15 protein-coding genes, 1 tRNA gene and 1 other RNA gene are annotated in these 22,753 nt (G+C 70.3%); 15 read left to right on the top strand and 2 right to left on the bottom strand.

Translation table 11 applies throughout. The features are described from left to right. Window positions 1–291: 291 nt before the first annotated feature. Window positions 292–366: transfer RNA gene (locus tag CAL11_RS17075), tRNA-Arg, on the bottom strand. A 246-nt stretch (window positions 367–612) separates the two neighbouring features. On the opposite strand from CAL11_RS17075, the gene CAL11_RS17070 reads away from it, so the two are divergent. From CAL11_RS17070 to CAL11_RS17020, 12 genes are all read left to right on the top strand, one after another. Then, window positions 613–1,815, top strand: coding sequence for an MFS transporter (locus CAL11_RS17070; RefSeq protein WP_033461362.1), 1,203 nt, complete (start codon window positions 613–615; stop codon window positions 1,813–1,815). 35 nt (window positions 1,816–1,850) lie between these two features. After that, complete coding sequence (locus CAL11_RS24500; protein WP_167382527.1) at window positions 1,851–1,997, top strand: hypothetical protein; 147 nt, start codon at window positions 1,851–1,853, stop codon at window positions 1,995–1,997. 21 nt (window positions 1,998–2,018) lie between these two features. Further along, on the top strand, window positions 2,019–4,679 hold the full coding sequence (locus CAL11_RS17065; protein ID WP_086093609.1) for a PD-(D/E)XK nuclease family protein: 2,661 nt from the start codon (window positions 2,019–2,021) through the stop codon (window positions 4,677–4,679). Window positions 4,680–4,691: 12 nt separating this feature from the next. Then, the gene (locus tag CAL11_RS17060; RefSeq protein ID WP_086093608.1) at window positions 4,692–8,096 is read left to right on the top strand and encodes a UvrD-helicase domain-containing protein; all 3,405 of its coding nucleotides are present in this window, start codon (window positions 4,692–4,694) and stop codon (window positions 8,094–8,096) included. A gap of 506 nt (window positions 8,097–8,602) precedes the next feature. After that, an RNA gene (gene ffs, locus CAL11_RS17055) (signal recognition particle sRNA small type) lies at window positions 8,603–8,700 on the top strand. Window positions 8,701–8,866: 166 nt separating this feature from the next. Beyond that, window positions 8,867–10,915 carry a DNA polymerase III subunit gamma/tau gene (locus tag CAL11_RS17050; protein WP_244172825.1) on the top strand — a complete coding sequence of 683 codons (2,049 nt, stop codon included), beginning with the start codon at window positions 8,867–8,869 and terminating at the stop codon, window positions 10,913–10,915. Between the two features lie 46 nt (window positions 10,916–10,961). Beyond that, window positions 10,962–11,288 carry a YbaB/EbfC family nucleoid-associated protein gene (locus CAL11_RS17045; protein WP_033462776.1) on the top strand — a complete coding sequence of 109 codons (327 nt, stop codon included), beginning with the start codon at window positions 10,962–10,964 and terminating at the stop codon, window positions 11,286–11,288. Window positions 11,289–11,337: 49 nt separating this feature from the next. Next, entirely contained in the window at window positions 11,338–11,946 is a 609-nt protein-coding gene (gene recR, locus CAL11_RS17040) for a recombination mediator RecR (RefSeq protein ID WP_033462775.1), read from the top strand. Between the two features lie 74 nt (window positions 11,947–12,020). Beyond that, window positions 12,021–13,271, top strand: coding sequence for a CaiB/BaiF CoA transferase family protein (locus CAL11_RS17035; protein ID WP_010926155.1), 1,251 nt, complete (start codon window positions 12,021–12,023; stop codon window positions 13,269–13,271). Between the two features lie 105 nt (window positions 13,272–13,376). Next, window positions 13,377–14,417, top strand: coding sequence for an ABC transporter substrate-binding protein (locus CAL11_RS17030; protein ID WP_086093606.1), 1,041 nt, complete (start codon window positions 13,377–13,379; stop codon window positions 14,415–14,417). Next, entirely contained in the window at window positions 14,410–15,219 is an 810-nt protein-coding gene (locus tag CAL11_RS17025; protein ID WP_033462773.1) for an ABC transporter ATP-binding protein, read from the top strand. The genes CAL11_RS17030 and CAL11_RS17025 overlap by 8 nt, the downstream gene beginning before the upstream one ends. 3 nt (window positions 15,220–15,222) lie before the next feature. After that, window positions 15,223–16,017 carry an ABC transporter permease gene (locus tag CAL11_RS17020; RefSeq protein WP_033462772.1) on the top strand — a complete coding sequence of 265 codons (795 nt, stop codon included), beginning with the start codon at window positions 15,223–15,225 and terminating at the stop codon, window positions 16,015–16,017. 41 nt (window positions 16,018–16,058) lie between these two features. Here the strand turns inward: CAL11_RS17020 and tal are convergent, their stop codons facing one another. Further along, window positions 16,059–17,021, bottom strand: a complete 963-nt coding sequence (gene tal, locus CAL11_RS17015; protein WP_068925423.1) for a transaldolase — start codon at window positions 17,019–17,021, stop codon at window positions 16,059–16,061. A gap of 225 nt (window positions 17,022–17,246) precedes the next feature. Here tal and carA point away from each other — a divergent pair, with 225 nt between their 5' ends. The 3 genes from carA (at window position 17,247) to CAL11_RS17000 (ending at window position 22,645) form a co-directional block, all read left to right on the top strand. Next, window positions 17,247–18,401, top strand: coding sequence for a glutamine-hydrolyzing carbamoyl-phosphate synthase small subunit (gene carA / locus CAL11_RS17010; protein WP_068925425.1), 1,155 nt, complete (start codon window positions 17,247–17,249; stop codon window positions 18,399–18,401). Between the two features lie 10 nt (window positions 18,402–18,411). After that, window positions 18,412–21,654, top strand: a complete 3,243-nt coding sequence (gene carB, locus CAL11_RS17005; protein ID WP_086093603.1) for a carbamoyl-phosphate synthase large subunit — start codon at window positions 18,412–18,414, stop codon at window positions 21,652–21,654. 226 nt (window positions 21,655–21,880) lie between these two features. Beyond that, entirely contained in the window at window positions 21,881–22,645 is a 765-nt protein-coding gene (locus CAL11_RS17000; RefSeq protein WP_086093602.1) for an SDR family oxidoreductase, read from the top strand. Window positions 22,646–22,753: the final 108 nt, after the last annotated feature.

Here is a 22,753-nt window from a genome sequence, read left to right as displayed (position 1 = left end):
TGAACTGATGCGCAAGAGTTTGCGTGAATTAAATTTAGGGACATATTGCCGGGCATCCTGTCTGCGGAGTATCGCCGCGCGCCGAGGTCGCAGCGTATACCGATTTACCCTGCAATTGGCTGAACGGCGCGGCGCGGGAGGTCCCTGTGCCGGTGGGGGCAGATACCGTCTGGGCGGGCTGGCGTCGATGGCGTCGATGGCGTAGAGCAGTGTGCCAGTCCCAGCCGGGACAGGCACACGCACGGGCAGACGCCAGTCCTCATGCGGGACAGGCACGCCGGGAAAAGGGGATGGCCTCGCCGGGTGGAATCGAACCACCAATTGACCCTTAGGAGGGGCCGGTTATATCCATTTAACTACGGCGAGACGGGCGGGCAGCGCGAGGCCGCGGATGCGCGTGCGCGTATCGGTGCGCCGGCCGAGCAGGATTCTAGCACCTTGGCGGACCTTGCCGGGGCCGGCGCGGCGCCGGGGGAAAGGGCCGCGGGCCCGCGCGGCGGGCGGACGGCATCAGGGTATTCCTCGATGGCATCGCGGGGATTTGTATATGATCGCGGATCCGCCCCCGCCACGGGGTGACCGATTACTACCTCCGAAGGCAGACGACGTTCCATGTCGACATCCGAGAAACCCTCCCTGCGCATCCTGTTCATCGGCACCGGCGTGGTGCTGCTGGCCATGGGGGTGCGCGCCACGTTCGGGCTGTTCATGCAGCCCATGGGGCTGGCGCATGGCTGGGGGCGCGAAGTGTTCTCGATGGCCTTCGCCTTGCAGAACCTGGTCTGGGGCGCCGCCTGTATCGGCATGGGCATCCTGGCCGACCGCTACGGATCGGGCCGCACCATCGTGCTGGGCGCCGTGCTGTATGCGCTGGGCATGATAGGCACGCGTTTCGCCACCGACGAGGCCACTTTGTACCTGACGGCCGGGGTGCTGGTGGGGCTGGGCCAGGCGGGCACCACCTTTCCCGTGATCCTGCCGGTGGTGGCGCGCTCGGTGCCGGCGGCCTATCGCAGCACGGCCATGGGCATCGCCAGCGCGGGCGGTTCGCTGGGCCAGTTCCTGGTGGTGCCGGCCGGCCAGCAGCTGATCACCGGGCTGGACTGGCCGGGCGCATTGTGGGTGCTGTCGCTGCTGGTGGCCGTGGGCGCGCCGCTGGCGTATTTCCTGCGCGGCAAGCCGGGCGCGCACGGGGGCGCGCAGCAATCGCTGGGCGCCGCGGTGCGCCAGGCGATGGCGCATCCGTCGTTCCACTTCCTGTCGTGGAGCTATTTCGTCTGCGGTTTTCACACCGCGTTCATCACCCTGCACCTGCCGGCCTATGTGGTCGATGCCGGTCTGAAGGCCAGCCATGGCGCCACCGCCATCGCGCTGATCGGCCTGTGCAACGTGATCGGCTCGTACTATGCCGGCAAGCTGGGCGGCGTCTACAGCAAGCGCCTGCTGCTGGCCGCCATCTACGGTTTGCGCGCCTTCGGCATGCTGTTGCTGCTGGCCGTGCCGCTGACGCCGCTGGTGCTGTACGTGTTCGCCGGGTGGATGGGCCTGTTCTGGCTGGGCACGGTGCCGCTCACGCAAGGCTTGATCGGGCAGATCTACGGACTACGCTACGCGGCGACGCTGTCGGGCATCGCCTTCCTGGGGCACCAGGTCGGCAGCTTCATCGGCGTGTGGATGGGCGGGGCCGTGTATGCGCGCACGGGCAACTACGATCTGGTATGGTGGACGGGCGTGGCCCTGGCGGTCGTCGCGGCGCTGCTGTGCCTGCCCGTGCGCGAGCAGCCGCTGGCGCGTCCCGCCGCGGCGCGCGCCTGAGCCACGGAGTTTCCGCAACCGCACTGCCTGCCGCCATGCATACGTCCGTTTCCGTTTCGCGCCGCTGGCGCATAGCCGGCTGGTTGGCCCTGTCGGCCGTGCTGGCCCTGGGGTTCTGGAGCTACCTGAGTCCCGACATGGCCATCAACTGGGAAAACATCGCCGCGTTGTGCGGCTTCTAGGCCGCGCGCCGCCCTGGGCCCATGTCGGACGACCTGCGCACTGATTTTCCGTCCTGCACGCTGCGCGATCTCGGCGAACTGCCCGCGATCGACACGCTGGTGCTGACCGTCAACAACCGGCTTTCGCGCCGGCTCACGCTGGACCTGGCCGCGCAGCTGCGCAGCGAACGCCAGGTCAGCGAGCTGCCGCGCATCATGCCGCTGTCGGCCTGGCTGGCCGATTGCGCCGCCGAGCTCGCGTTCGACGAACGCTACGAAGTGCCGGCGTACCGTCTGTCCAGTTTCGCGACCCAATTGGTGTGGCGCGAAGCGATCCGCCTGGAGGAGGCCGACCGCGTGCTGCTGGACGCCGACCAGGCCGCGCGGCTGGCGCTGGACGCGGACCTGCTGGTCGACGAGTGGCAGGCGCATGTGCCGCCCGGCGCCGAGACCGATGAGTACCGCGGGTTCTCGCGCTGGCGCGCGCGCTATCGCGCCATGCTCGACGAGCTGGACGCCGAGGATGCCAACCAGGGCTACGAGCGCGTGCTCGAGGCGCTGCGGCAGGGCGCCTTGCGCGCGCCGCGCCACGTGGCGCTGGCCGGCTTCGTCGATATCTCGCCGCGCTTCGCGCGCCTGCTGCGCGCGCTGGCCGACGGCGGCGCCGACGTGGTGGCGTGGCGCGACGCCGTGCGCGAGCCGGCATGGCCGCAACGCTTCGAGGCCGCCGATCGCGGCGCCGAATGGCGCGCGGCGGCGCGCTGGGCGGCCGAGCGACTGCGCGCCGATCCGCACGGCCGCTACGCCATCGTGTCGCCGCAGCTGGAGGCCGAGGCGCCGTTCGCGCGACGCGTGCTGGGCCAGGCGCTGGCCGGCGAGGGCGCGCCCCTGCCTTTCAACGTGGCGGTGGGCCGGGCGCTGGACGAGTGGCCGGCGGTGCGCGCCGCCCTGGCCTGGCTGGCGCTGCTGGCCGAGGTGGCCGCGCGCGGCGCGGGCGAGCCCGCGCTGTTCGGCGCGGCGCTGCTGGCCGGCCACTGCGCCGGCGACGTGCAGGAAGGGCCGCGCCATGCGGCGCTCGATGCGCGCTGGCGCCGCCAGGCGCTGGCCCACGTGGCGCCGGCCGACTGGCAGCGCGGCCTGGAGGAGTGTCCGCGCCTGGCCGAGGGCTGGTCGCAGGCCATGGCGATCTGGCGCGCCGGCCAGCGCAGCGATACCTGCGACGCCTGGGCGCCGCGCTTCAAGGCCGCGCTGACCGCGCTGGGCTTTCCGGGCGAACGCGCGCTCGACAGCGTGGCCTATCAAGTCATGGGGGCGCTGGGCGACCTGCTGGCCGAATTCACGGCGCTGGCGCCGGCCGCCGGCCGCCTGGACGGGCGCGCCGCGGTGCGCCTGCTGGCCAGCGCGGCGCGCGCCGGCTCGTTCCAGCCGCAGCGCGACCCGTCGGCGCGGCTGGACGTGCTGGGCCTGCTCGAGGCCGAAGGCGGTGCCTGGGACGGGATCTGGGTGCTGGGCCTGACCGACGACGTACTGCCGGCCTCGCCCAAGCCCAATCCGCTGCTGCCGCTGGCCGTGCTGCGCCAGGCCGGCGCGCCGCGCGCCACGCCCGAGCGCGAGCGCGAGTGGGCCGAAGGCATGTTCATGGCCTTGCGCCGCTGCGCGCCGGAGATGATCGCCAGCCACGCCGCCATGGACGGCGAGCGCGAGCTGCGGCCCTCGCCCCTGATCGCGCGCGCGGCGCCGGCCGATTGGCGGCCGGGCGCCGAGGCGCAGGCCGCCGCGCTGGAGCAGGAGACCCTGGACGACAGCCAGGGGCCGCCGCTGCAGGCCGAGCGGCAAAGCCGCGGCGGCCTGGACGTGCTGGATACCCAGGCGCGCAACCCGCTGTGGGCCTTCGTGCGCCATCGACTGGGCGGACGTGCCATGGCGCCCTATGCCGATGCGGCCACGGTCAGCGTGCGCGGCCAGTTCCTGCACCGCGCGCTCGAACTGGTGTGGCGCATGCTGCCCGACCAGGAGGCCCTGCACGCGGCGATGGCCGAAGGCCGCCTGGCCGCGCTGGTCGAGCAGGCCATCGGCGAGGCGGCGCGTACCGAGCTGGCCGGTTATCCGGCGGCGCTGCGCGAACTCGAGTGCGCGCGCGCGGCGGCCGTGCTGGCCAACTGGTTCGACAGCGAGGCGCGGCGCCAGCCGTTCGAGGTGGCGCAGATCGAACAGGAGCACAGCTGGCAGCGCGGCGCGCTGGCGCTCAAGGTGCGGCTGGACCGCATGGACCGCCTGGCCGATGGCCGCGCGCTCATCGTCGACTACAAGACCGGCGCGGCGCCGGGCCGGCCCGAATCCGATTGGGCGCGGGCGCGTCCGGTCAACCTGCAATTGCCGTTCTACGCGTCGGTCCTGGCCGATGGCGCGGACACCGAGGTGGCCGGACTGATGCTGGCGCAGATCCATGCGCGCCAGGTCAGCGCGCAAGGCCTGGCGGCGGACGACCTGGGCATCGAAGGCGTCACGCCGGTCGAGCAGAGCAAGGCGTTCGAGGGGCAGCCATGGCCGCGCATCCTGCAGCGCTGGCGTGCGGCGGTCGAGATGCTGGCCGACGAATACGCCAATGGATACGCCGCCAACGTGGCATTGCGCCGGGACGACCTGAAGTTCTGCGACGCGATGCCGTTCCTGCGCCTGCACCTGGACGACGAGGACGCCTGAGGGCCGCCAGCCATGACCGAACCCGAACGCTTGCCGCATGACCACGCCGCGCGCCGCCAGGCGCTGGACCCGTCGCGCTCGTTCCTGGTGCAGGCGCCGGCGGGTTCCGGCAAGACCGAACTGCTGACCGACCGCATCCTGGCCTTGCTGGCCACCGTGACGCGGCCCGAGGAAATCGTCGCCATCACTTTCACGCGCAAGGCCGCCTCCGAGATGCATGCGCGCGTGCTGCACAAGCTGGGCCTGGGCGCCGGCGAGCCGCCGCGTTCGGCGCACGAGCGGCGCAGCTGGGAGCTGGCGCGCGCCGCCCTGGCGCGCGACCAGGAGCAGGGCTGGCACCTGCTCGATCACCCGGCGCGGCTGGCCATCCGCACCATCGACTCGTTCTGCGCCGGCCTGGTGCGCGGCATGCCCTGGCTGTCGGAGCTGGGCGGCATGCCCGATATCGCCGACGACGCGCGCACGCACTACGAGGCGGCGGCGCGCGCCACGCTGGAACTGGCCGACGAGCACGAAGCGGTGCGCGCCTTGCTGGCGCACCTGGACGTGGACGTGCAGGCCGCCAAGGAGGCCATCGCGGCGATGCTGGGCCAGCGCGACCAGTGGATGCCGCTGCTGCAGTACGGACTGGACCGCGCAGGGCTGGAAGCGTCGCTGGCCGAGGCGCTCGAGCACGAGCTGGACAGCCTGTGCGGGCAATTGCCGCGCGGCTGGAGCCAGGCCTTGTGCGGGCCGGCGCGCCTGGCCGCGGCGGCGCTGGAGGGCAGCGGCGATGCGCGGCTGGCGGCCTTGCAGGATTGGGACGGCCCCTTGCCGCCGCTGGCCGAGGCGCTGGACCAGTGGCGCGCGCTGGCGCATCTGCTGCTGACCGGCACGGGCGCCTTGCGCAGCCCCAGGGGCGTGAACAAGAACCTGGGCTTTCCGGCCGGTTGCGACCACAAGGAGCCGTTCACCGCCTGGCTGGCCGCCTGCGACGGCGGCGCGCCCTGGGTGCGCGCGCTGGCGGCGGTGCGCGACATGCCCGATGCGCATTTCTCGGACGCGCAATGGGACGTGCTGAGCGCGCAGCTGACCACGCTGGCGCTGTCGGTGGCGCAACTGCGCGTGCAGTTCGCGCGGGCCGGCGAAGTCGACTTCATCGAGATCGCCCAGCGCGCGGCCTACGCGCTGGGCAGCGGCGACGATCCCGGCGAGTTGCTGCTCAAGCTGGACGCGTCGATCCGCCATCTGCTGATCGACGAATTCCAGGACACCAGCCAGGGCCAGATCGATTTGCTGGCCACGCTGACCGCCGGCTGGCAGGACGGCGATGGCCGCACGCTGTTCCTGGTGGGCGATCCGATGCAGTCGATCTACCGTTTCCGCAAGGCCGAGGTCGGCCTGTTCCTGCAGGTGGCCGAGCGCGGCGTGGGCCAGATCCAGCCGGGCTTCCTGCAACTGACCGACAATTTCCGTTCGCAGGGCGGGGTGGTGGACTGGGTCAACCGCGTGTTCGCGCAATTGCTGCCGCGCGCCAATGACGCGGATTCCGGCGCCATTGCCTACAGCCCCTCGACCGCGTTCCACGAGACGGCGCCGGGCGAGGCGGTGCGGTTCCACCCCGCCTGGGATTGCGGCGACGCCGCCGGCGCCGAGGCGCAGGCCGAGGACATCGCGGTGGGCCTGGTGCGCGAGGCGCTGGCCGAGCACGAAGGCAGCCGCCATCCGGTCGCGATCCTGGTGCGCGCCCGCAGCCATCTGGGCAGCCTGACGCGCCGCTTGGCGCAGGAAGGAATCCCGTGCCGCGCCGTCGAGCTGGTGCCGCTGGGGCTGCGGCCCGTGGTGGCCGACCTGGTGCAGCTGGCGCGCGCGCTGGCGCATCCGGCCGACCGGCTGGCCTGGCTGTCCGTGCTGCGCGCGCCATGGTGCGGCCTGACCCTGGCGTCGCTGCAACGCCTGTTCGGCGCCGATCAGCTGACGCCGGTGCCCACGCTGCTCGAGCGCGCGCTGCGCGGCGCGACGCGGCCCGAAGGCGGGCAGGGCAGCCTGTTCGATGCGCCGGCGCCGGGCTGCCTGGCCGAGCAGGCGCTGGCGCCCGATGAATACCGGCGCTTGCGCGCCGTGGCGGCGATCCTGCTGGACCGTGGCAATGACGCCGGCCTGCTGCCGCTGGCCGCCTGGCTGGAGCAATTGTGGCGGCGCCTGGGCGGGCCCGGCCTGTATGCCGGGTCCAGCGCGGCCAGCGATGCCGAAAGCCTGTTCCAGTTGATCGAGCGGCTGGCGCCGCACGGCGGGCTGGACGCCGGCTTGCTGGATGGCGCGGTGGCGCGCCTGTTCGCCGCGCCGCAGGCCGCCGGCGAGCAGGGCACGGTCGAGATCATGACCATGCACAAATCCAAGGGGCTGCAGTTCGATACCGTCATCCTGTACGGCCTGCACCGCGCGCCGCGCGGCGACCAGGCGCCGCTGGTGCGTTTCGAGCAAAGCGGGGGCAGGGTGCTGCTCGGGCCGATCAAGCCGCGCGCCGAAACCGAGGCCGACCCGGTGTCGCGCTACCTGGGCGCGCGCGAGGCGCGCCGCGCCGCCTACGAAACCGACCGCCTGCTTTATGTGGCGGCCACGCGCGCGCGCCAGCGCCTGCACCTGGTGGCGCACGTGGCGCTGGACACAGCCAGCGGCCAGCCCCGCACGCCGGCGTCGGCCAGCCTGCTGGGCCGGTTGTGGCCGCATCTGTCGGTGCCGCAGCCGCCCGAGGTGGCGCAGGATCCGGCGGCGGCCACCGGCGAGCAGCCGGCGCTCGTGGGCGAGCCGTTGCGCCGCCTGGCCGGCGCCGGGCTGGCGAGCCTGGCGGCCCGGGCCTTGCCGCGCGAGACCGCGGCGGGCGTGTACGGCGGCGCGCAGGGCGCCGAGCATCCGTCCTGGCAATTGGAGGCGGGCCATGACGCGGCCGTCGGCACGCTGGCGCACGCCTGGCTGGCGCGCATCGGCGGCGATGGTCCGCAGCACTGGTCGGCCGAGGCGCTGTCCGAACGCCTGCCGGCCATGCGGCGCCAGTTGACCCGCGCCGGCATTCCGGCCAGCCAGGCCGCCGCCGCCGCGCAGGCCGTGCTGGATACGCTGCAGTCCACGCTGGACGACGAGCGCGGCCGCTGGCTGCTCGGCCAGGCCCGCGCGCGCCGCGAATGGCCCCTCATCGACGCCGCCGGCCGCGTATCGGTGATCGACCTGGCGCTGAGCACCGAAGATGGCTGGCTCATCGTCGACTACAAGACCGGCCGCCCGCACGAGGATGAGACGCCCGAGCAGTTCGCGGTCCGCATGCGCCAGCGCCATGGCGAGCAACTGATGCGCTACTGCGCCCAGGTCACCGCCCTGGACGGCCGTCCCGCGCGCGCCGCCCTCTACTTCCCGCGCGCCCGCGCCTGGATCGACCTGTAGCGGCGTGCCAGCCCCTCGCGGGTTCAGGCACGCCGCAAGGCCACGCCATCCCCGCCAGGGGATAGGCGTAGGCCGCCCCAAGCAGCACCCCACCGTAGCCAAGCACGCCACCCTGCGCATCACAGATGCCAGCCCCCCGCGGTTTCAGGCACGCCGCAAGGCCACGCCATCCCCGCCAGGGGATAGGCGTAGGCCGCCCCAAGCAGCACCCCACCGTAGCCAAGCACGCCACCCTGCGCACCACCGATGCCAGCCCCCCGCGGTTTCAGGCACGCCGCAAGGCCACGCCATCCCCGCAGGGGATAGGCGTAGGCCGCCCCAAGCAGCACCCCACCGTAGCCAAGCACGCCACCCCGCGCACCACATTGCCCTCCCACCGCCCCCTCCCCCTCGGGGGGAGGGCTGGGGAGGGGGCCCACCACCTTGCCCCGACGGCCCTGCCGGACCCTGATGGGTCCGGCAGGGCCGGGGCCCGCCAGCTACGCATTCTGTTAGAATGCGTAGCTGGCGGGCCCCTTCGCATGGTTCGGCGGTGAATCTGGTCAGGTCGGGAACGAAGCAGCCATAGTCGTTCAGAACCAGTGCCGGAGTAAGGCTCGCCTACCGGTATCCCTGAAAGGGGCGCCGTGACCGGGATGCATCGCGATCCATTCGGATCGCATCATTCCCGGTCGCGGCGCCCCTTTTGCATTCCGGCGGGCGCGTTCGCGCGCCGGTCAGTGAACCAGCGCGCCGTGCCGGGCGCGCGCAACTGGCTCTACAATCCGCCCATGACTTATCTGGTACTGGCCCGCAAGTGGCGCCCGCGATCGTTCGATACCCTGATCGGGCAGGATCACGTGGTGCGCGCCCTCACGCACGCGCTGGACACGCAGCGCCTGCATCACGCCTGGCTGTTCACCGGTACGCGCGGGGTCGGCAAGACCACCCTGTCGCGCATCCTGGCCAAGTCGCTCAATTGCGAGAACGGCATCACGTCCAAGCCTTGCGGCCAATGCCGCGCCTGCACCGAAATCGATGCGGGCCGCTTCGTCGACTACCTCGAACTCGATGCCGCTTCCAACCGCGGCGTCGAGGAAATGACCCAGCTGCTCGAGCAGGCGGTCTACGCGCCGGGAGCCGGCCGCTTCAAGGTCTACATGATCGACGAAGTGCACATGCTGACCGGGCATGCCTTCAACGCCATGCTCAAGACGCTGGAAGAGCCGCCGCCGCACGTCAAGTTCATCCTGGCGACGACCGATCCGCAGAAAATACCGGTCACGGTGTTGTCGCGCTGCCTGCAGTTCAATCTCAAGCAGATGCCGCCCGACGCGATCGTGGGGCATCTGCAGGCGGTGCTGGGCGAAGAGCAGATCGGCTTCGAAGTGCCGGCGCTGCGCCTGATCGGCCAGGCGGCCGGCGGTTCCATGCGCGACGCGCTGTCGCTGACCGACCAGGCCATTGCCTATAGCGCCGGCAACCTCAGCGAAGAAGCGGTGCGCGGCATGCTGGGCACGATCGACCAGCGCCACCTGGTGCGCCTGCTGGATGCGCTGGCCTCGGGCGACGCCGCCGGGGTGCTGGCGGTGGCCGACGAACTGGCGGTGCGCGGCCTGTCGTATGCCGGCGCGCTGGCCGACCTGGCGGTGCTGCTGTCGCGGGTGGCCATCGAGCAGCGCGTGCGCGGCGCCTTGCCGCAGGACGATCCGCTGACCGAGGACATCGCGCGCCTGGCCGCCGCCCTGCATCCGGATGCGGTGCAACTGTTCTATTCGGTGGCGGTGCACAGCCGCGGCGAGCTGACGCTGGCGCCCGACGAGTACGCCGGTTTCGTGATGGCCTGCCTGCGCATGCTGGCGCTCAATGGCGAGGCCGGCCCGGCAACGGCCGTGCAGGCGCCGCGCGCCGACGTGACGCCGCGGGCCGCCGCGCCGGCCGAGGCGGCCCCGGCCGAAGCCCGGCCTGACCCCGCGCCGCAGGCCGCCGCGGCGCCACGCGCCGAAGCCCGGGCCGAATCCAAGCCAGAGCCTGAACCCGATCCTGAACCGGAGCCTGAGCCAGAACCCCCGCCCGCGGTCACGCCGGTGGTGGCGGCGCCAGCGCCGCCGCCCGTTGCCGAACCCGCGCCGGGGCAAGTGCCGCCCTGGGAGGACTTGCCCGAGCCCGCGGCCGCTTCCGTGCCGGCCGCTTCCGTGTCCGCCGAACCCCCGGCCGCGCCGGCGCCGGCCGCGGCGGATGACGACGGTCCGCCGGCTTGGGTCGACGAGGCCATTCCCGACGAAGCAGGGGGCGGCTTCGTGCCCGAGCACAGCTTCACCGCCGATCCGGACGACGAATTCGAAACGCTGGCGCCCGCCGCCGCGGCCATGCCCGCGCCCCGGGCTCCAGCGCCGCGGCGCGAATCCGGCGGCCGTGGCCGCGCGGCGCGCTCGCGCCTTGCGGACATGTCGCCGACCGGCTGGCCCGAACTGGCGGCACGCCTGCCGGTCACCGGCCTTGCCGCCGAACTGGCGCGCCAGAGCGAGTGGGCCGGTGTGCAGGGCGACGCGGTGCTGTTGCGCGTGGCCGTGCGCACGCTGGCCGAAAGCGAAAGCCGCGTGCGCCTGCAGACCGTGCTGTGCGAACATTTCGGCCAGGGCCTGCGGCTGGAGATCGAGGTGGGCGTCACCGGAGACGGCACCGCGCACGCGGTGGCCCAGATCGAACGTGCGGCGCGCCAGCAGGCCGCCGAAGACGCGGTCGCGGTCGATCCCTTCGTGCAGGCGCTGGTCGCCGATTTCGGCGGCCGCGTCGTGCCCGGCTCGATCCGCCATGTAGACAATCCGCCGGCCGCCTGAGCGGCACCGGCCAGACTCAATCCCCTAATCCGAGGAAGCATCGATCATGATGAAAGGACAACTCGCCGGCCTGATGCGCCAGGCGCAGCAAATGCAGGAAAACATGAAGAAGGCGCAGGACGCGCTGGCCGAGATCCAGGTCGAGGGCGCCGCGGGCGGCGGCCTGGTCAAGGTCACCATGACCTGCCGCCACGACGTCAAGCGGGTGGCCATCGACCCCAGCCTGCTGGGCGAGGACAAGGACATGCTCGAAGACCTGGTGGCCGCGGCGTTCAACGACGCGCTGCGCAAGGCCGAGACCACTTCGCAGGAAAAAATGGCGTCGGTGACCGCCGGCATGCCGCTGCCTCCGGGCATGAAGCTGCCGTTCTGATAACGCCTTGGCGGCCCGCCGGGCCGCCGGGCGCGCTGCTGTCTGCGCGATGGATCCCCAACTACCCGAACCCGAACCGCTGATCGCCTTGATCGAGGCGTTGCGCCGCCTGCCTGGCGTGGGCGTGCGCTCGGCGCGCCGCATGGCCTATCACCTGCTGCAGCACGACCTGCAGGGGGCCGACATGCTGGGCCGCGCGCTTTCCGGCGCCGTGCAGCACCTGCGCCATTGCGCGCGCTGCAACAGCTTCACCGAAGACGAGGTCTGTGCGACCTGCGCCAACCCCAAGCGCGATCCGACCCTGCTGTGCATCGTCGAGACGCCGGCCGACCAGAACATGATCGAGTCCAGCCATGGCTACCGCGGGCTGTACTACGTGCTGATGGGGCGTATCGCGCCGCTGGAAGGAGTGGGGCCGCGCGAGCTCGACTTCCAGCGTGTCATCGAGCGCGCCTGCGACGGCGTGGTCCAGGAGGTCATCCTGGCCACCAATTTCACCGCCGAGGGCGAGACGACGGCCCATTTCCTGGGCGACGCCCTGGGCGAGCGCGGCCTGAAGGTCTCCCGGCTGGCGCGCGGCGTGCCGGCGGGCAGCGAGCTCGAATACGTCGATGCCGGCACTATCGCCTGGGCCCTGATGGAGCGCCGTTCGACCTAGCCGCCGCATGACCCGCGCCGCCGGGCGCGCAACCGAGGCGGCGCAAGACCGCCCTCTACGAGGAAGACAGTCTCATGTCCGCGCTGAAAGGACTCAAGGTGCTGGAGCTGGGCACGCTGATCGCCGGGCCGTTCGCGGCCCGCATGTTCGGCGAGTTCGGCGCCGAGGTCATCAAGGTGGAAACCCCGCACGGCCCCGATGGCACGGGCGGCGGCGATCCGATCCGCAGCTGGCGCCACCTGCACCGGGGCGACTCGCTGTGGTGGACCGTGCAGGCGCGCAACAAGCAGTCCATCGCCCTCAACCTGAAGGACCCGCGCGCGCAGGAGATCGCGCGCAGGCTGGCCCTGGAGGCCGACGTCGTGGTCGAGAACTACCGGCCCGGCGTGCTGGAGAAATGGGGGCTGGGCTACGAGCAACTGCGCGCCATCAACCCGGCCACCATCATGGTGCGCCTGTCGGGCTATGGCCAGACCGGGCCGCTGCGCGACCTGCCGGGCTTCGGCGCGATCGGCGAATCCATGGGCGGGCTGCGCTATGTCTCGGGCCATCCCGACCGCCCGCCGGTGCGGGTGGGCATCTCGATCGGCGATTCGCTGGCCGCGCTGCACGGCGTGATCGGCGCCTTGATGGCGCTGCGCCATCGCGACGCCACCGGGGGGCGCTGGAACGGCGCCACCGGCGAGCAATGTCAGGCTGGCCAGGGCCAGATGGTCGACGTGGCGCTGTACGAGTCGGTCTTCAACATGATGGAAAGCCTGGTGCCCGAATACGACGTGGCCGGCGTGGTGCGCGAGCGCACCGGCGGCGCGCTGCCGGGCATCGTGCCGTCGAACACCTACACCACGCGCGACGGGCAGAACATCGTCATCGCCGGCAACGGCGACGCCATCTTCCATCGCCTGATGCTGGCGATCGGACGCAGCGACCTGGCGCACGATCCGCAGCTCGAGCGCAACGACGGGCGGGCGCGGCGCGCCACCGAGATCGACAGCGCCATCCAGCGCTGGTGCGACACCCACACCATCGAGCAGGCGCTGGCCACGCTGCGCGCCGCCGATGTGCCGGTGGGCAAGATCTACAGCGTGGCCGATATGTTCACCGATCCGCAGTTCCTCGCGCGCGGCATGATCGAGCAGCACCACTTCCCCGACGGCTCGCCGGTCAAGTTGCCGGCGGTGGTGCCCAAGCTGTCGGAAACCCCCGGCGGCACGCGCTGGCTGGGCCCGCGTTTAGGGGAACATACCGAGGAAGTCCTGAAGGCGCTGGGGTATGATGCAGCGGCGATTGCCGAGCTGGCGCAGACCGGGGCAATCGGGCGCTGAGCGCCCGTCGCGGCCGCGCGGGCGGCTGCCCAAGACAGCACGAACCAGGAGATCGGCCGCGCCTGGGGCACACCGCCCGCGGGCGGCCCCATAGGAGACGAAAGCATGTCAGTCACCCGTCGTGAACTGCTCAAGCTGGCCGGTGCCGCCGGCGCGATGAGCCTGGCGCCCGCGATCGTGCGCGCCCAGAAGCTGGAAAAGGCCAAGGTCCAGATCGCCGTGGGCGGCAAGCCGCTGATCTACTACCTGCCGCTTACCATTGCCGAGGTCAAGGGCTTCTTCAAGGACGAGGGCCTGGATGTCAGCATCGCCGACTTCGCCGGCGGCTCCAAGGCTTTGCAGGCCGTGGTCGGCGGCAGCGCCGATGTGGTCTCGGGCGCCTTCGAGCATACGCTCAGCCTGCAGGCCAAGGGCCAGTTCTACCGCGCCTTCGCGCTGCAGGGCCGCGCGCCCATGATAGGCGTGGGCGTCTCGAAGAAGAACCTGCCCGGCTACAAGGGCCCGGCCGACCTCAAGGGCAAGAAGATCGGCGTGACCGCGCCCGGATCCTCGACCAACATGGTGGTCAACTTCTTCCTGGCCAAGCATGGCCTGAAGGCCTCGGACGTCTCGTTCATCGGCGTGGGCGCCGGCGCCGGCGCGGTCACCGCGCTGCGCAGCGGCCAGATCGACGCGATCTCCAACACCGACCCGGTGGTGTCCATGCTGGAGACCAGCGGCGACATCCAGATCATCGTCGACACCCGCACGCTCAAGGACACCCAGGACATTTTCGGCGGCAACATGCCGGCCGGCTGCCTGTACGCGCCGCAGGCCTTCATCGACGCCAATCCGAACACCGCCCAGGCGCTGACCAACGCCATCGTGCGCGCCGACAAGTGGATCCAGAAGGCCGGCGCCGACGAGATCGCCAAGACCGTGCCCGAAGGCTATCTGCTGGGCGACCCGGCCGTCTACAAGGCCGCCATCGGCAAGAGCATGGAAGGCCTGTCGCCCGACGGCGTGATCCCCGAGGACGGCGCGGCCACCGCGCTCAAGGCGCTGGCCGCCTTCGTGCCCGATTTCGATGCCGCCAAGGTCGATCCCGCCAAGGCCTGGACCAACGCGTACACGCGCCGCGCCAACGAGAAGTACCCCAATGGCTGAAGCCGCGCTGTCGCTGGAAGGCATTACCTGCACGTTCGTCGCGCGCGACGACCGCAGCCGGCGCTACACCGCGGTGCAGGACACCAGCCTGGCGGTCGCGCCGGGCGAGTTCGTGTCCGTGGTGGGCCCCACCGGCTGCGGCAAGTCCACGCTGCTCAACGTGGGCGCCGGCCTGCTGGCGCCGTCCTCGGGTACGGTGCGGGTGTTCGGCCAGCCGCTGGCCGGCATCAACGAGCGGGCCGGGTACATGTTCCAGGGCGAGGCGCTGCTGCCGTGGCGCAGCGCGCTGGAGAACGTGGTGGCCGGCCTGGATTTCGCCGGCGTGCCGCGCGCCGAGGCCGACGAGCGCGGCCGCGATTGGATGCGCAGGGTGGGGCTGGGCGGCTTCGAGACGCGCTACCCGCACCAGATGTCGGGCGGGATGCGCAAGCGCGTGATGTTGGCCCAGACGCTGATCCGCGATCCCGACATCATTCTCATGGACGAGCCGTTCTCGGCCCTGGACATCCAGACCCGCCAACTGATGGAAAACGAGGTGCTCGAGCTCTGGATGGCCAAGCGCAAGGCGGTGCTGTTCATCACGCACGACCTGGACGAGGCCATCGCCATGAGCGACCGCGTGATCGTGCTGTCCGCCGGCCCGGGCACGCATCCCATCGGCGAGTTCGCCATCGACCTGCCGCGCCCGCGCGACGTGGCCGAGGTCCGTACCCATCCGCGCTTCGTCGAGCTGCACGCCGCCATCTGGGGCGTGCTGCGCGAGGAAGTGCTCAAGGGTTATGCCCAGCAGAAGCGAGCCTGAACCATGTCCAAGCTGATCAAGCCGGGCTCGCTGAGCCTCCGTTTCTGGCAACTGCTGCTGTTCGTCGTCATCCTGCTGGTCTGGCACGTGGCCTCGCGCGATCCCAAGGTCGCGTTCTTCTTCGGCGAGCCGCTGAAGGTATGGGGGCGCATGTGGGCCTGGTTCGTGTCCAACGGCGATATCTATGGCCATTTGTGGGTGACGCTGTCCGAGACCGTGCTGGCCTTTGTCATCGGCACCGTGGGCGGGCTGGGCTTCGGCCTGTGGCTGGGCCTTTCGCCCGGCGCCAGCGCCATTCTCGACCCCTACATCAAGGCGGCCAACTCGATGCCGCGCGTCATCCTCGCGCCGATCTTCGGCATGTGGTTCGGGCTGGGCATCTGGTCCAAGGTGGCGCTGGCGGTGACGCTGGTGTTCTTCATCGTCTTCTTCAACGTCTACCAGGGCGTGCGCGAAGTCAGCCCGACGCTGCTGGACAATGCCCGCATGCTGGGCGCGCGCCGGCGCCAGCTGCTGCGCCACGTCTACCTGCCGTCGGCCACCAGCTGGGTGTTTTCCAGCCTGCACACCTCGGTGGGCCTGGCCTTCGTGGGCGCGGTGGTGGGCGAATACCTGGGCTCGGCCAGCGGGGTGGGCTACCTGATCCTGCAGGCCGAGGGCACTTTCGACGTGAACACGGTGTTCGCCGGCATCGTGGTGCTGACCGCCTTCGCGCTGGTGCTCGACTACGTGGTGGGGCTGGGCGAGAAGCGCCTCATGAAGTGGCAGCCCAAGTCGGGCGAAACCGAAAAACTCTAGGGCGCGGCGCGGGCATGCGCATGCCCGCGCGCCGCATTCCGCTAGGCCGCGCCCTGGGACTCGATCAGCGCGTCCAGCTTGCGCGCATCGGCCACGAACTGGCGGATGCCCTCGGCCAGCTTCTCGCTGGCCATCGCGTCCTCGTTGAGCTGCGTGCGGAACGCCACCTCGCCGCCATCCACGCGGACCACGTCGGCGTCGTCGCCGCCGGCCTGCGGCGACAGCGCGGCGGGCACCTCGCCCTCGGCCTGCGACAGCCGGGTCAGCAGTTCGGGGCTGATCGTCAGCAGGTCGCAGCCGGCCAGCGCCAGGATCTGGTCCACGTTGCGGAAGCTGGCGCCCATGATCTCGGTCTCGATGCCAAAGCGCTTGTAATAGCGGTAGATGCGGCTGACCGATTGCACACCCGGATCGTCGGGGCCGCGGCGCTCATCCTCGACCCACTCGGCGCCGGCGTTCTTCTTGTGCCAGTCGTAGATGCGGCCGACGAAGGGCGAGATCAGCTGCACGCCGGCGTCGGCGCAGGCCGCGGCTTGCGGCAGGCAGAACAGCAAGGTCAGGTTGCAGCGGATGCCCTCGGCCTGCAACACCCGCGCGGCCTGGATGCCCTCCCAGGTGGAGGCGATCTTGATCAGCACCCGTTCGCGCGGCACGCCGGCCGCCTGGTACAGGGCGATCAGGCCACGGGCGCGCTCGACCGTGGCGCGGGTATCGAAGGACAGGCGTGCGTCCACTTCGGTGGACACCCGGCCCGGCACGATATCGAGGATCTGGCGGCCGAACGCGACCAGCAGCCGGTCGGTGATCTCGGCCGGCGACGCGCCCTGGTGCGCGCGCGCCGTCTGGACCAGCAGCGGCCGGTACGCCTCTTGCTGCACGGCCTTGAGGATCAGCGAGGGGTTGGTGGTGGCGTCGGTAGGGCGCAGCGCGCGCATCGCTTCGAAATCGCCGGTATCGGCAACGACAACGGTATGGCGGCGCAACGCTTCGAGTTGGCTGGGCATAAGGCGAATCTGAGCGGACAATAAGTGGCGGAACCCTTAGGGTAGCACCCCGTCGCGCCGGGATTCGGTAACTGCTGGAAAATTCTGGGGACGTAACGGTGCCGGCATGGCCGCCGGTCCGGCCAGCTGGCCGCGCAGCCTTATCCGGCGCGCCATGCGGGGAAAAACGGCCGTCCAGGGTATAATCTGAAAGTTTGATTATCGATTCTGAAACCGGGGTTTACTGTGCTGCCGCAACTTTTTCCCGAGGGGATCAACCGCTTCCCTCCTGCAATTCTGGCTTTGGCGGACGGTACCATTTTTCGGGGCGTATCGATAGGCGCGCCTGGGCATACCGTGGCCGAAGTGGTGTTCAACACTTCGATGACCGGATACCAGGAAATCCTGACAGACCCGAGCTACGCCGGGCAGACCGTCATGCTGACCTATCCCCACATTGGCAATACCGGCGTCAATCCTGAAGACGTCGAGGCCAATCGTGTGTACGCCGCCGGTCTGGTGGTGCGCGACTGCCCGGCGCGCGTGTCCAATTTCCGCGCCACGCAATCGCTGCCCGAGTACCTGAGCGCGCAAGGCATTGTCGCCATCGCGGGCATCGACACCCGCAAGCTGACCCGCATCCTGCGCGAGTCCGGCGCCCAGGGCTCGTGCATCCTGGTCGGCGAGGACGCCGAACGCGCGGTCGAGCTGGCCCGCGGCTTCCCGGGCATGAGCGGCCAGGATCTGGCCAAGGTCGTCTCCATCAAGGAGCGCGCCGACTGGACCCAGGGCACCTGGGAGCTGGGCTCGGGCTATACGCAGCCGGCCCAGGACCGCTTCCACGTCGTGGCCTATGACTACGGCGTCAAGAGCAACATCCTGCGCCTGCTGGCCGACCGCGGCTGCCGCGTCACGCTGGTGCCGGCGCAGACCACCGCCGAGGAAGTGTTCAAGCTGCAACCCGACGGCGTGTTCCTGTCCAACGGCCCGGGCGATCCCGAGCCGTGCGATTACGCGGTGGACGCCACGCGCGCCTTCCTGGAGCGCAAGCTGCCGGTGTTCGGCATCTGCCTGGGCCACCAGCTGATGGGCCTGGCGCTGGGCGGCAAGACCGTCAAGATGAAGACCGGCCACCACGGGGCCAACCACCCGGTGCAGGACGTGCAATCCGGGCGCGTGTTCATCACCAGCCAGAACCATGGCTTCGCGGTCGACGCCGCGACCCTGCCGGCCAACGCGCGCGTCACGCACGTCTCGCTGTTCGACGGCACGCTGCAGGGTTTCGAGCTGACCGACCGGCCGGCGTTCTGCTTCCAGGGCCACCCCGAAGCCAGCCCCGGGCCGCACGACATCATCGTGCTGTTCGACAAGTTCATCAGCCTGATGGCCGGCCAGAAATAAAGATTCCACCATGCCCAAGCGTACAGATCTAAAAAGCATCCTCATCATCGGCGCCGGCCCGATCATCATCGGCCAGGCCTGCGAGTTCGACTATTCGGGCGCCCAGGCGTGCAAGGCGCTCAAGGCCGAGGGTTACCGGACCATCCTGGTCAACAGCAACCCCGCCACCATCATGACCGACCCGGAAACGGCGGACGTCACCTACATCGAGCCCATCACCTGGCAAGCGGTCGAGAAGATCATCGAGCGCGAGAAGCCCGATGCGCTGCTGCCCACCATGGGCGGCCAGACCGCGTTGAACTGCGCGCTCGACCTGGCCCACCTTGGCGTGCTGAAAAAGCACAACGTCGAGCTGATCGGCGCCAACGAGCACGCCATCGAAAAGGCCGAAGACCGCCAGAAGTTCAAGCAGGCCATGACCGACATCGGCCTGGAGTCGGCCAAGTCGGGCGTGGCCCACTCGATGGACGAGGCCTGGGATGTGCAGCGTCGCATCGCCGCCGACATCGGCACGTCGGGCTTTCCCGTGGTCATCCGCCCCAGCTTCACGCTGGGCGGCTCGGGCGGCGGCATTGCCTACAACGCCGAGGAATTCGAGATCATCTGCCGCCGCGGCCTGGAAGCCTCGCCGACCAAGGAGCTGCTGATCGAGGAATCGCTGCTCGGCTGGAAAGAGTTCGAGATGGAAGTGGTGCGCGACAAGGCGGACAACTGCATCATCGTCTGCTCGATCGAGAACCTGGACCCCATGGGCGTGCACACCGGCGACTCGATCACCGTGGCGCCGGCCCAGACGCTGACCGACAAGGAATACCAGATCATGCGCAACGCGTCGATCGCGGTGTTGCGCGAGATCGGCGTGGACACCGGCGGTTCGAACGTGCAGTTCGCGGTCAATCCGCAAAACGGCCGCATGATCGTCATCGAGATGAATCCGCGCGTGTCGCGCTCGTCGGCGCTGGCCTCCAAGGCCACCGGCTTTCCCATCGCCAAGGTCGCCGCGCGCCTGGCCGTGGGCTACACGCTGGACGAGCTGCGCAACGAGATCACCGGCGGCGCCACCCCGGCCTCGTTCGAACCCACCATCGACTACGTGGTCACCAAGGTGCCGCGTTTCGCGTTCGAGAAATTCCCGCAGGCCGACGCGCGCCTGACCACCCAGATGAAGTCGGTGGGCGAAGTGATGGCCATGGGCCGCACTTTCCAGGAGTCGTTCCAGAAAGCCCTGCGCGGGCTGGAAGTCGGCGTGGACGGCCTGAACCAGAAGACCACCGATCGCGAGAAGCTGCAGATCGAGCTGGGCGAGCCCGGCCCCGAGCGCATCTGGTATGTGGGCGACGCCTTCGCCCAGGGTTTCACGCTGGACGAGGTGCACGGCCTGACGCGCATCGACCCGTGGTTCCTGGCGCAGATCAAGGAAATCGTCGACATCGAGCTCGCGCTCGAGCAGAAGACGCTGGCCGATCTCGACCATGCCACCCTGTGGGAGCTGAAGCGGCGCGGTTTCTCCGACCGCCGCCTGGCGTTCCTGCTGGATTCGTCCGAATCCGAAGTGCGCAAGCTGCGCCACCAGCTCAACGTGCGTCCGGTCTACAAGCGCGTGGACACCTGCGCCGCCGAATTCGCCACCAACACCGCGTACATGTATTCCACGTACGAGGAAGAGTGCGAGTCCAAGCCGACCGACCGCAAGAAGATCATCGTGCTGGGCGGCGGTCCGAACCGCATCGGCCAGGGCATCGAGTTCGACTATTGCTGCGTGCACGCCGCGCTGGCGCTGCGCGAAGACGGCTACGAGACCATCATGGTCAACTGCAACCCGGAAACCGTCTCGACCGACTACGACACCTCCGATCGCCTGTACTTCGAGCCGCTGACGCTGGAAGACGTGCTGGAGATCGTCCACAAGGAAAACCCGGTCGGCATGATCGTCCAGTACGGCGGCCAGACCCCGCTGAAGCTGGCGCGCGCGCTGGAGGCCAATGGCGTGCCCATCATCGGCACCAGCCCCGAGTCGATCGACGTGGCCGAGGACCGCGAGCGCTTCCAGAAGCTGCTGAACAAGCTGGGCCTGCGCCAGCCGCCCAACCGCACCGCGCGCACCGAAGCCGAGGCCCTGGCGCACGCCGGCGAGATCGGCTACCCGCTGGTGGTGCGTCCCAGCTACGTGCTGGGCGGGCGCGCGATGGAGATCGTGCACGAACAGCAGGACCTCGAACGCTACATGCGCGAAGCCGTCAAGGTCAGCAATGACTCGCCGGTGCTGCTGGATCGCTTCCTGAACGACGCCACCGAAGTCGACGTGGACTGCCTGGCCGACGGCCAGACCGTGTTCATCGGCGGCGTCATGGAGCACATCGAGCAGGCGGGCGTGCACTCGGGCGACTCGGCGTGCAGCCTGCCGCCGTATTCGCTGTCGGCCGAGGTGATCGCCGAGATCAAGCGCCAGACCACCATGATGGCCAAGGCGCTCAACGTCTCGGGCCTGATGAACGTGCAGTTCGCCATCCAGGGCGGCGACGTCTACGTGCTGGAAGTCAACCCGCGCGCCTCGCGCACCGTGCCGTACGTGTCCAAGGCCACCGGCCTGCAGCTGGCCAAGATCGCCGCGCGCGCCATGGCCGGGCGCACGCTGGCCGACCAGGGCATCACGCGCGAGGTCGTGCCGTCGTACTTCAGCGTCAAGGAAGCCGTCTTCCCGTTCGTGAAGTTCCCGGGCGTGGACACCATTCTCGGCCCCGAAATGAAGTCGACCGGCGAAGTCATGGGCGTGGGCAACAGCTTCGGCGAGGCCTTCGTCAAGTCGCAGCTGGCCGCCGGCGTGCGCCTGCCCGATTCGGGTACGGTCTTCATCAGCGTGAGGAACCAGGACAAGCCGCGCGCGGTCGAGGTCGCCCGCGGCCTGCACAACCTGGGCTTCAAGCTGGTGGCCACGCGCGGCACCGCCGCCGAGATCGAAGCCGCCGGCATTCCGGTGCAGGTGGTCAACAAGGTCACCGAGGGCCGTCCGCACATCGTCGACATGGTCAAGAACGGCGAAGTCTCGCTGGTGATCAACACCGTCGAAGAGCGCCGCAACGCCATCGCCGACTCGCGCACCATCCGGACCCAGGCGCTGGCCAACCGCATCACGTTCTTCACCACCATCGCGGGCGCGCGCGCCGCGGTGGAAGGCATGCAATTCATGCGCCAGGGACTGGGCCTGCAGGTCTACCCCTTGCAGGAACTGCACGCCGGGCTTGCCGCGCAATAAGGCGGCGCCTCCAACGTCCACCCCGCCACGGCGCCAGCCGTGGCGGGGTTTTTTTTGCATCACGGTGTGCCTGTCCCAGTGGGGACAGGCACACGCTGCCGCAGGTGTCAGTTCCCAGGCCGAGACAGGCACAGGTCGAGCGCCGCAGGCCGGGCCGCCCCCGCCGCGCCGCCAAGTCCGGTATCCTGGCGCCGGACATCCGTTTCCCGACTCCAGGACGACAGGCATGCAGCATGTATTCATCACGGGCGCCAGCAGCGGGCTGGGGCAGGCGCTGGCGCGGCGCTACGCCGCCGACGGCGCGCGGCTGGGGTTGCTGGGCCGGCGCGCGCAGGCGCTCGAGGCGCTGGCCGCCAGCCTGCCCGGCCGGCACCATTGCTACGCGGTGGACGTGCGCGACCGCGCGGCGCTGCACGCGGCCGCGCAGGATTTCATCGGCCATTGCGGCGGGCGGGTCGATGTCGTGATCGCCAGCGCCGGGGTCAGCGCCGGCACGCTGACCGAAGCGGGCGAGGACTACGAGGTGTTCAAGGAAATCGTCGACACCAACCTGCTGGCCACCGTCGCCACCTTCGAGCCCTTCATCGCCGGCATGCGGGCGGCGCGCGCCGGGCGGCTGGTCGGCATCGCCAGCGTGGCGGGCATACGCGGGCTGCCCGGCGCGGGGGCCTACAGCGCGTCCAAGGCGGCGGTCGCGACGTATTGCGAAAGCCTGCGGCTGGAGCTGGCGCAGGCTGGCGTGCGGGTGGTGACCATCGCGCCGGGCTACGTGAAAACCGCCATGACGGCCCACAACCCTTATGCCATGCCGTTCCTGATGGAGGCCGATGCCTTCGCCGGACGCGCCCACGCGGCGATCGCGCGCGGCGTGTCGTATCGCGTGATTCCCTGGCAGATGGGCGTGGTCGCCAAGCTGATGCGCCTGCTGCCCGACGCCGTCTATGACCGCCTGGCCCGCAACGCGCCGCGCAAGCCGAGGCGAGGGCAGTAGGGGGCTAGAGGCCGGGGTCGGGCGGCGGCGCTATCCGTCGCCGTCCGGGGCTGTGCCCGGGGCGCCTGCCTTGGCCCGGGGGTTGGCACTTGCGGCATGAGGTGCCCG

This window comes from Bordetella genomosp. 6 (assembly GCF_002119705.1).
Classification (GTDB): domain Bacteria; phylum Pseudomonadota; class Gammaproteobacteria; order Burkholderiales; family Burkholderiaceae_B; genus Bordetella; species Bordetella bronchiseptica_F.
Note: the sequence above shows the minus strand (reverse complement) of the source record. Positions and strands in the feature narration are given on the sequence as shown.

Bases quoted from the DNA above. Each gene is read 5' to 3' on its own strand.
- carB (WP_086093603.1), top strand. From the start codon at position 18,412: ATGCCCAAGCGTACAGATCTAAAAAGCATCCTCATCATCGGCGCCGGC.
- CAL11_RS17000 (WP_086093602.1), top strand. From the start codon at position 21,881: ATGCAGCATGTATTCATCACGGGCGCCAGCAGCGGGCTGGGGCAGGCG.
- CAL11_RS17035 (WP_010926155.1), top strand. From the start codon at position 12,021: ATGTCCGCGCTGAAAGGACTCAAGGTGCTGGAGCTGGGCACGCTGATC.
- CAL11_RS17020 (WP_033462772.1), top strand. From the start codon at position 15,223: ATGTCCAAGCTGATCAAGCCGGGCTCGCTGAGCCTCCGTTTCTGGCAA.
- CAL11_RS17060 (WP_086093608.1), top strand. From the start codon at position 4,692: ATGACCGAACCCGAACGCTTGCCGCATGACCACGCCGCGCGCCGCCAG.
- CAL11_RS17070 (WP_033461362.1), top strand. From the start codon at position 613: ATGTCGACATCCGAGAAACCCTCCCTGCGCATCCTGTTCATCGGCACC.
- CAL11_RS17045 (WP_033462776.1), top strand. From the start codon at position 10,962: ATGATGAAAGGACAACTCGCCGGCCTGATGCGCCAGGCGCAGCAAATG.
- CAL11_RS17050 (WP_244172825.1), top strand. From the start codon at position 8,867: ATGACTTATCTGGTACTGGCCCGCAAGTGGCGCCCGCGATCGTTCGAT.
- CAL11_RS24500 (WP_167382527.1), top strand. From the start codon at position 1,851: ATGCATACGTCCGTTTCCGTTTCGCGCCGCTGGCGCATAGCCGGCTGG.
- tal (WP_068925423.1), bottom strand. From the start codon at position 17,021: ATGCCCAGCCAACTCGAAGCGTTGCGCCGCCATACCGTTGTCGTTGCC.
- CAL11_RS17065 (WP_086093609.1), top strand. From the start codon at position 2,019: ATGTCGGACGACCTGCGCACTGATTTTCCGTCCTGCACGCTGCGCGAT.
- CAL11_RS17030 (WP_086093606.1), top strand. From the start codon at position 13,377: ATGTCAGTCACCCGTCGTGAACTGCTCAAGCTGGCCGGTGCCGCCGGC.
- recR (WP_033462775.1), top strand. From the start codon at position 11,338: ATGGATCCCCAACTACCCGAACCCGAACCGCTGATCGCCTTGATCGAG.
- CAL11_RS17025 (WP_033462773.1), top strand. From the start codon at position 14,410: ATGGCTGAAGCCGCGCTGTCGCTGGAAGGCATTACCTGCACGTTCGTC.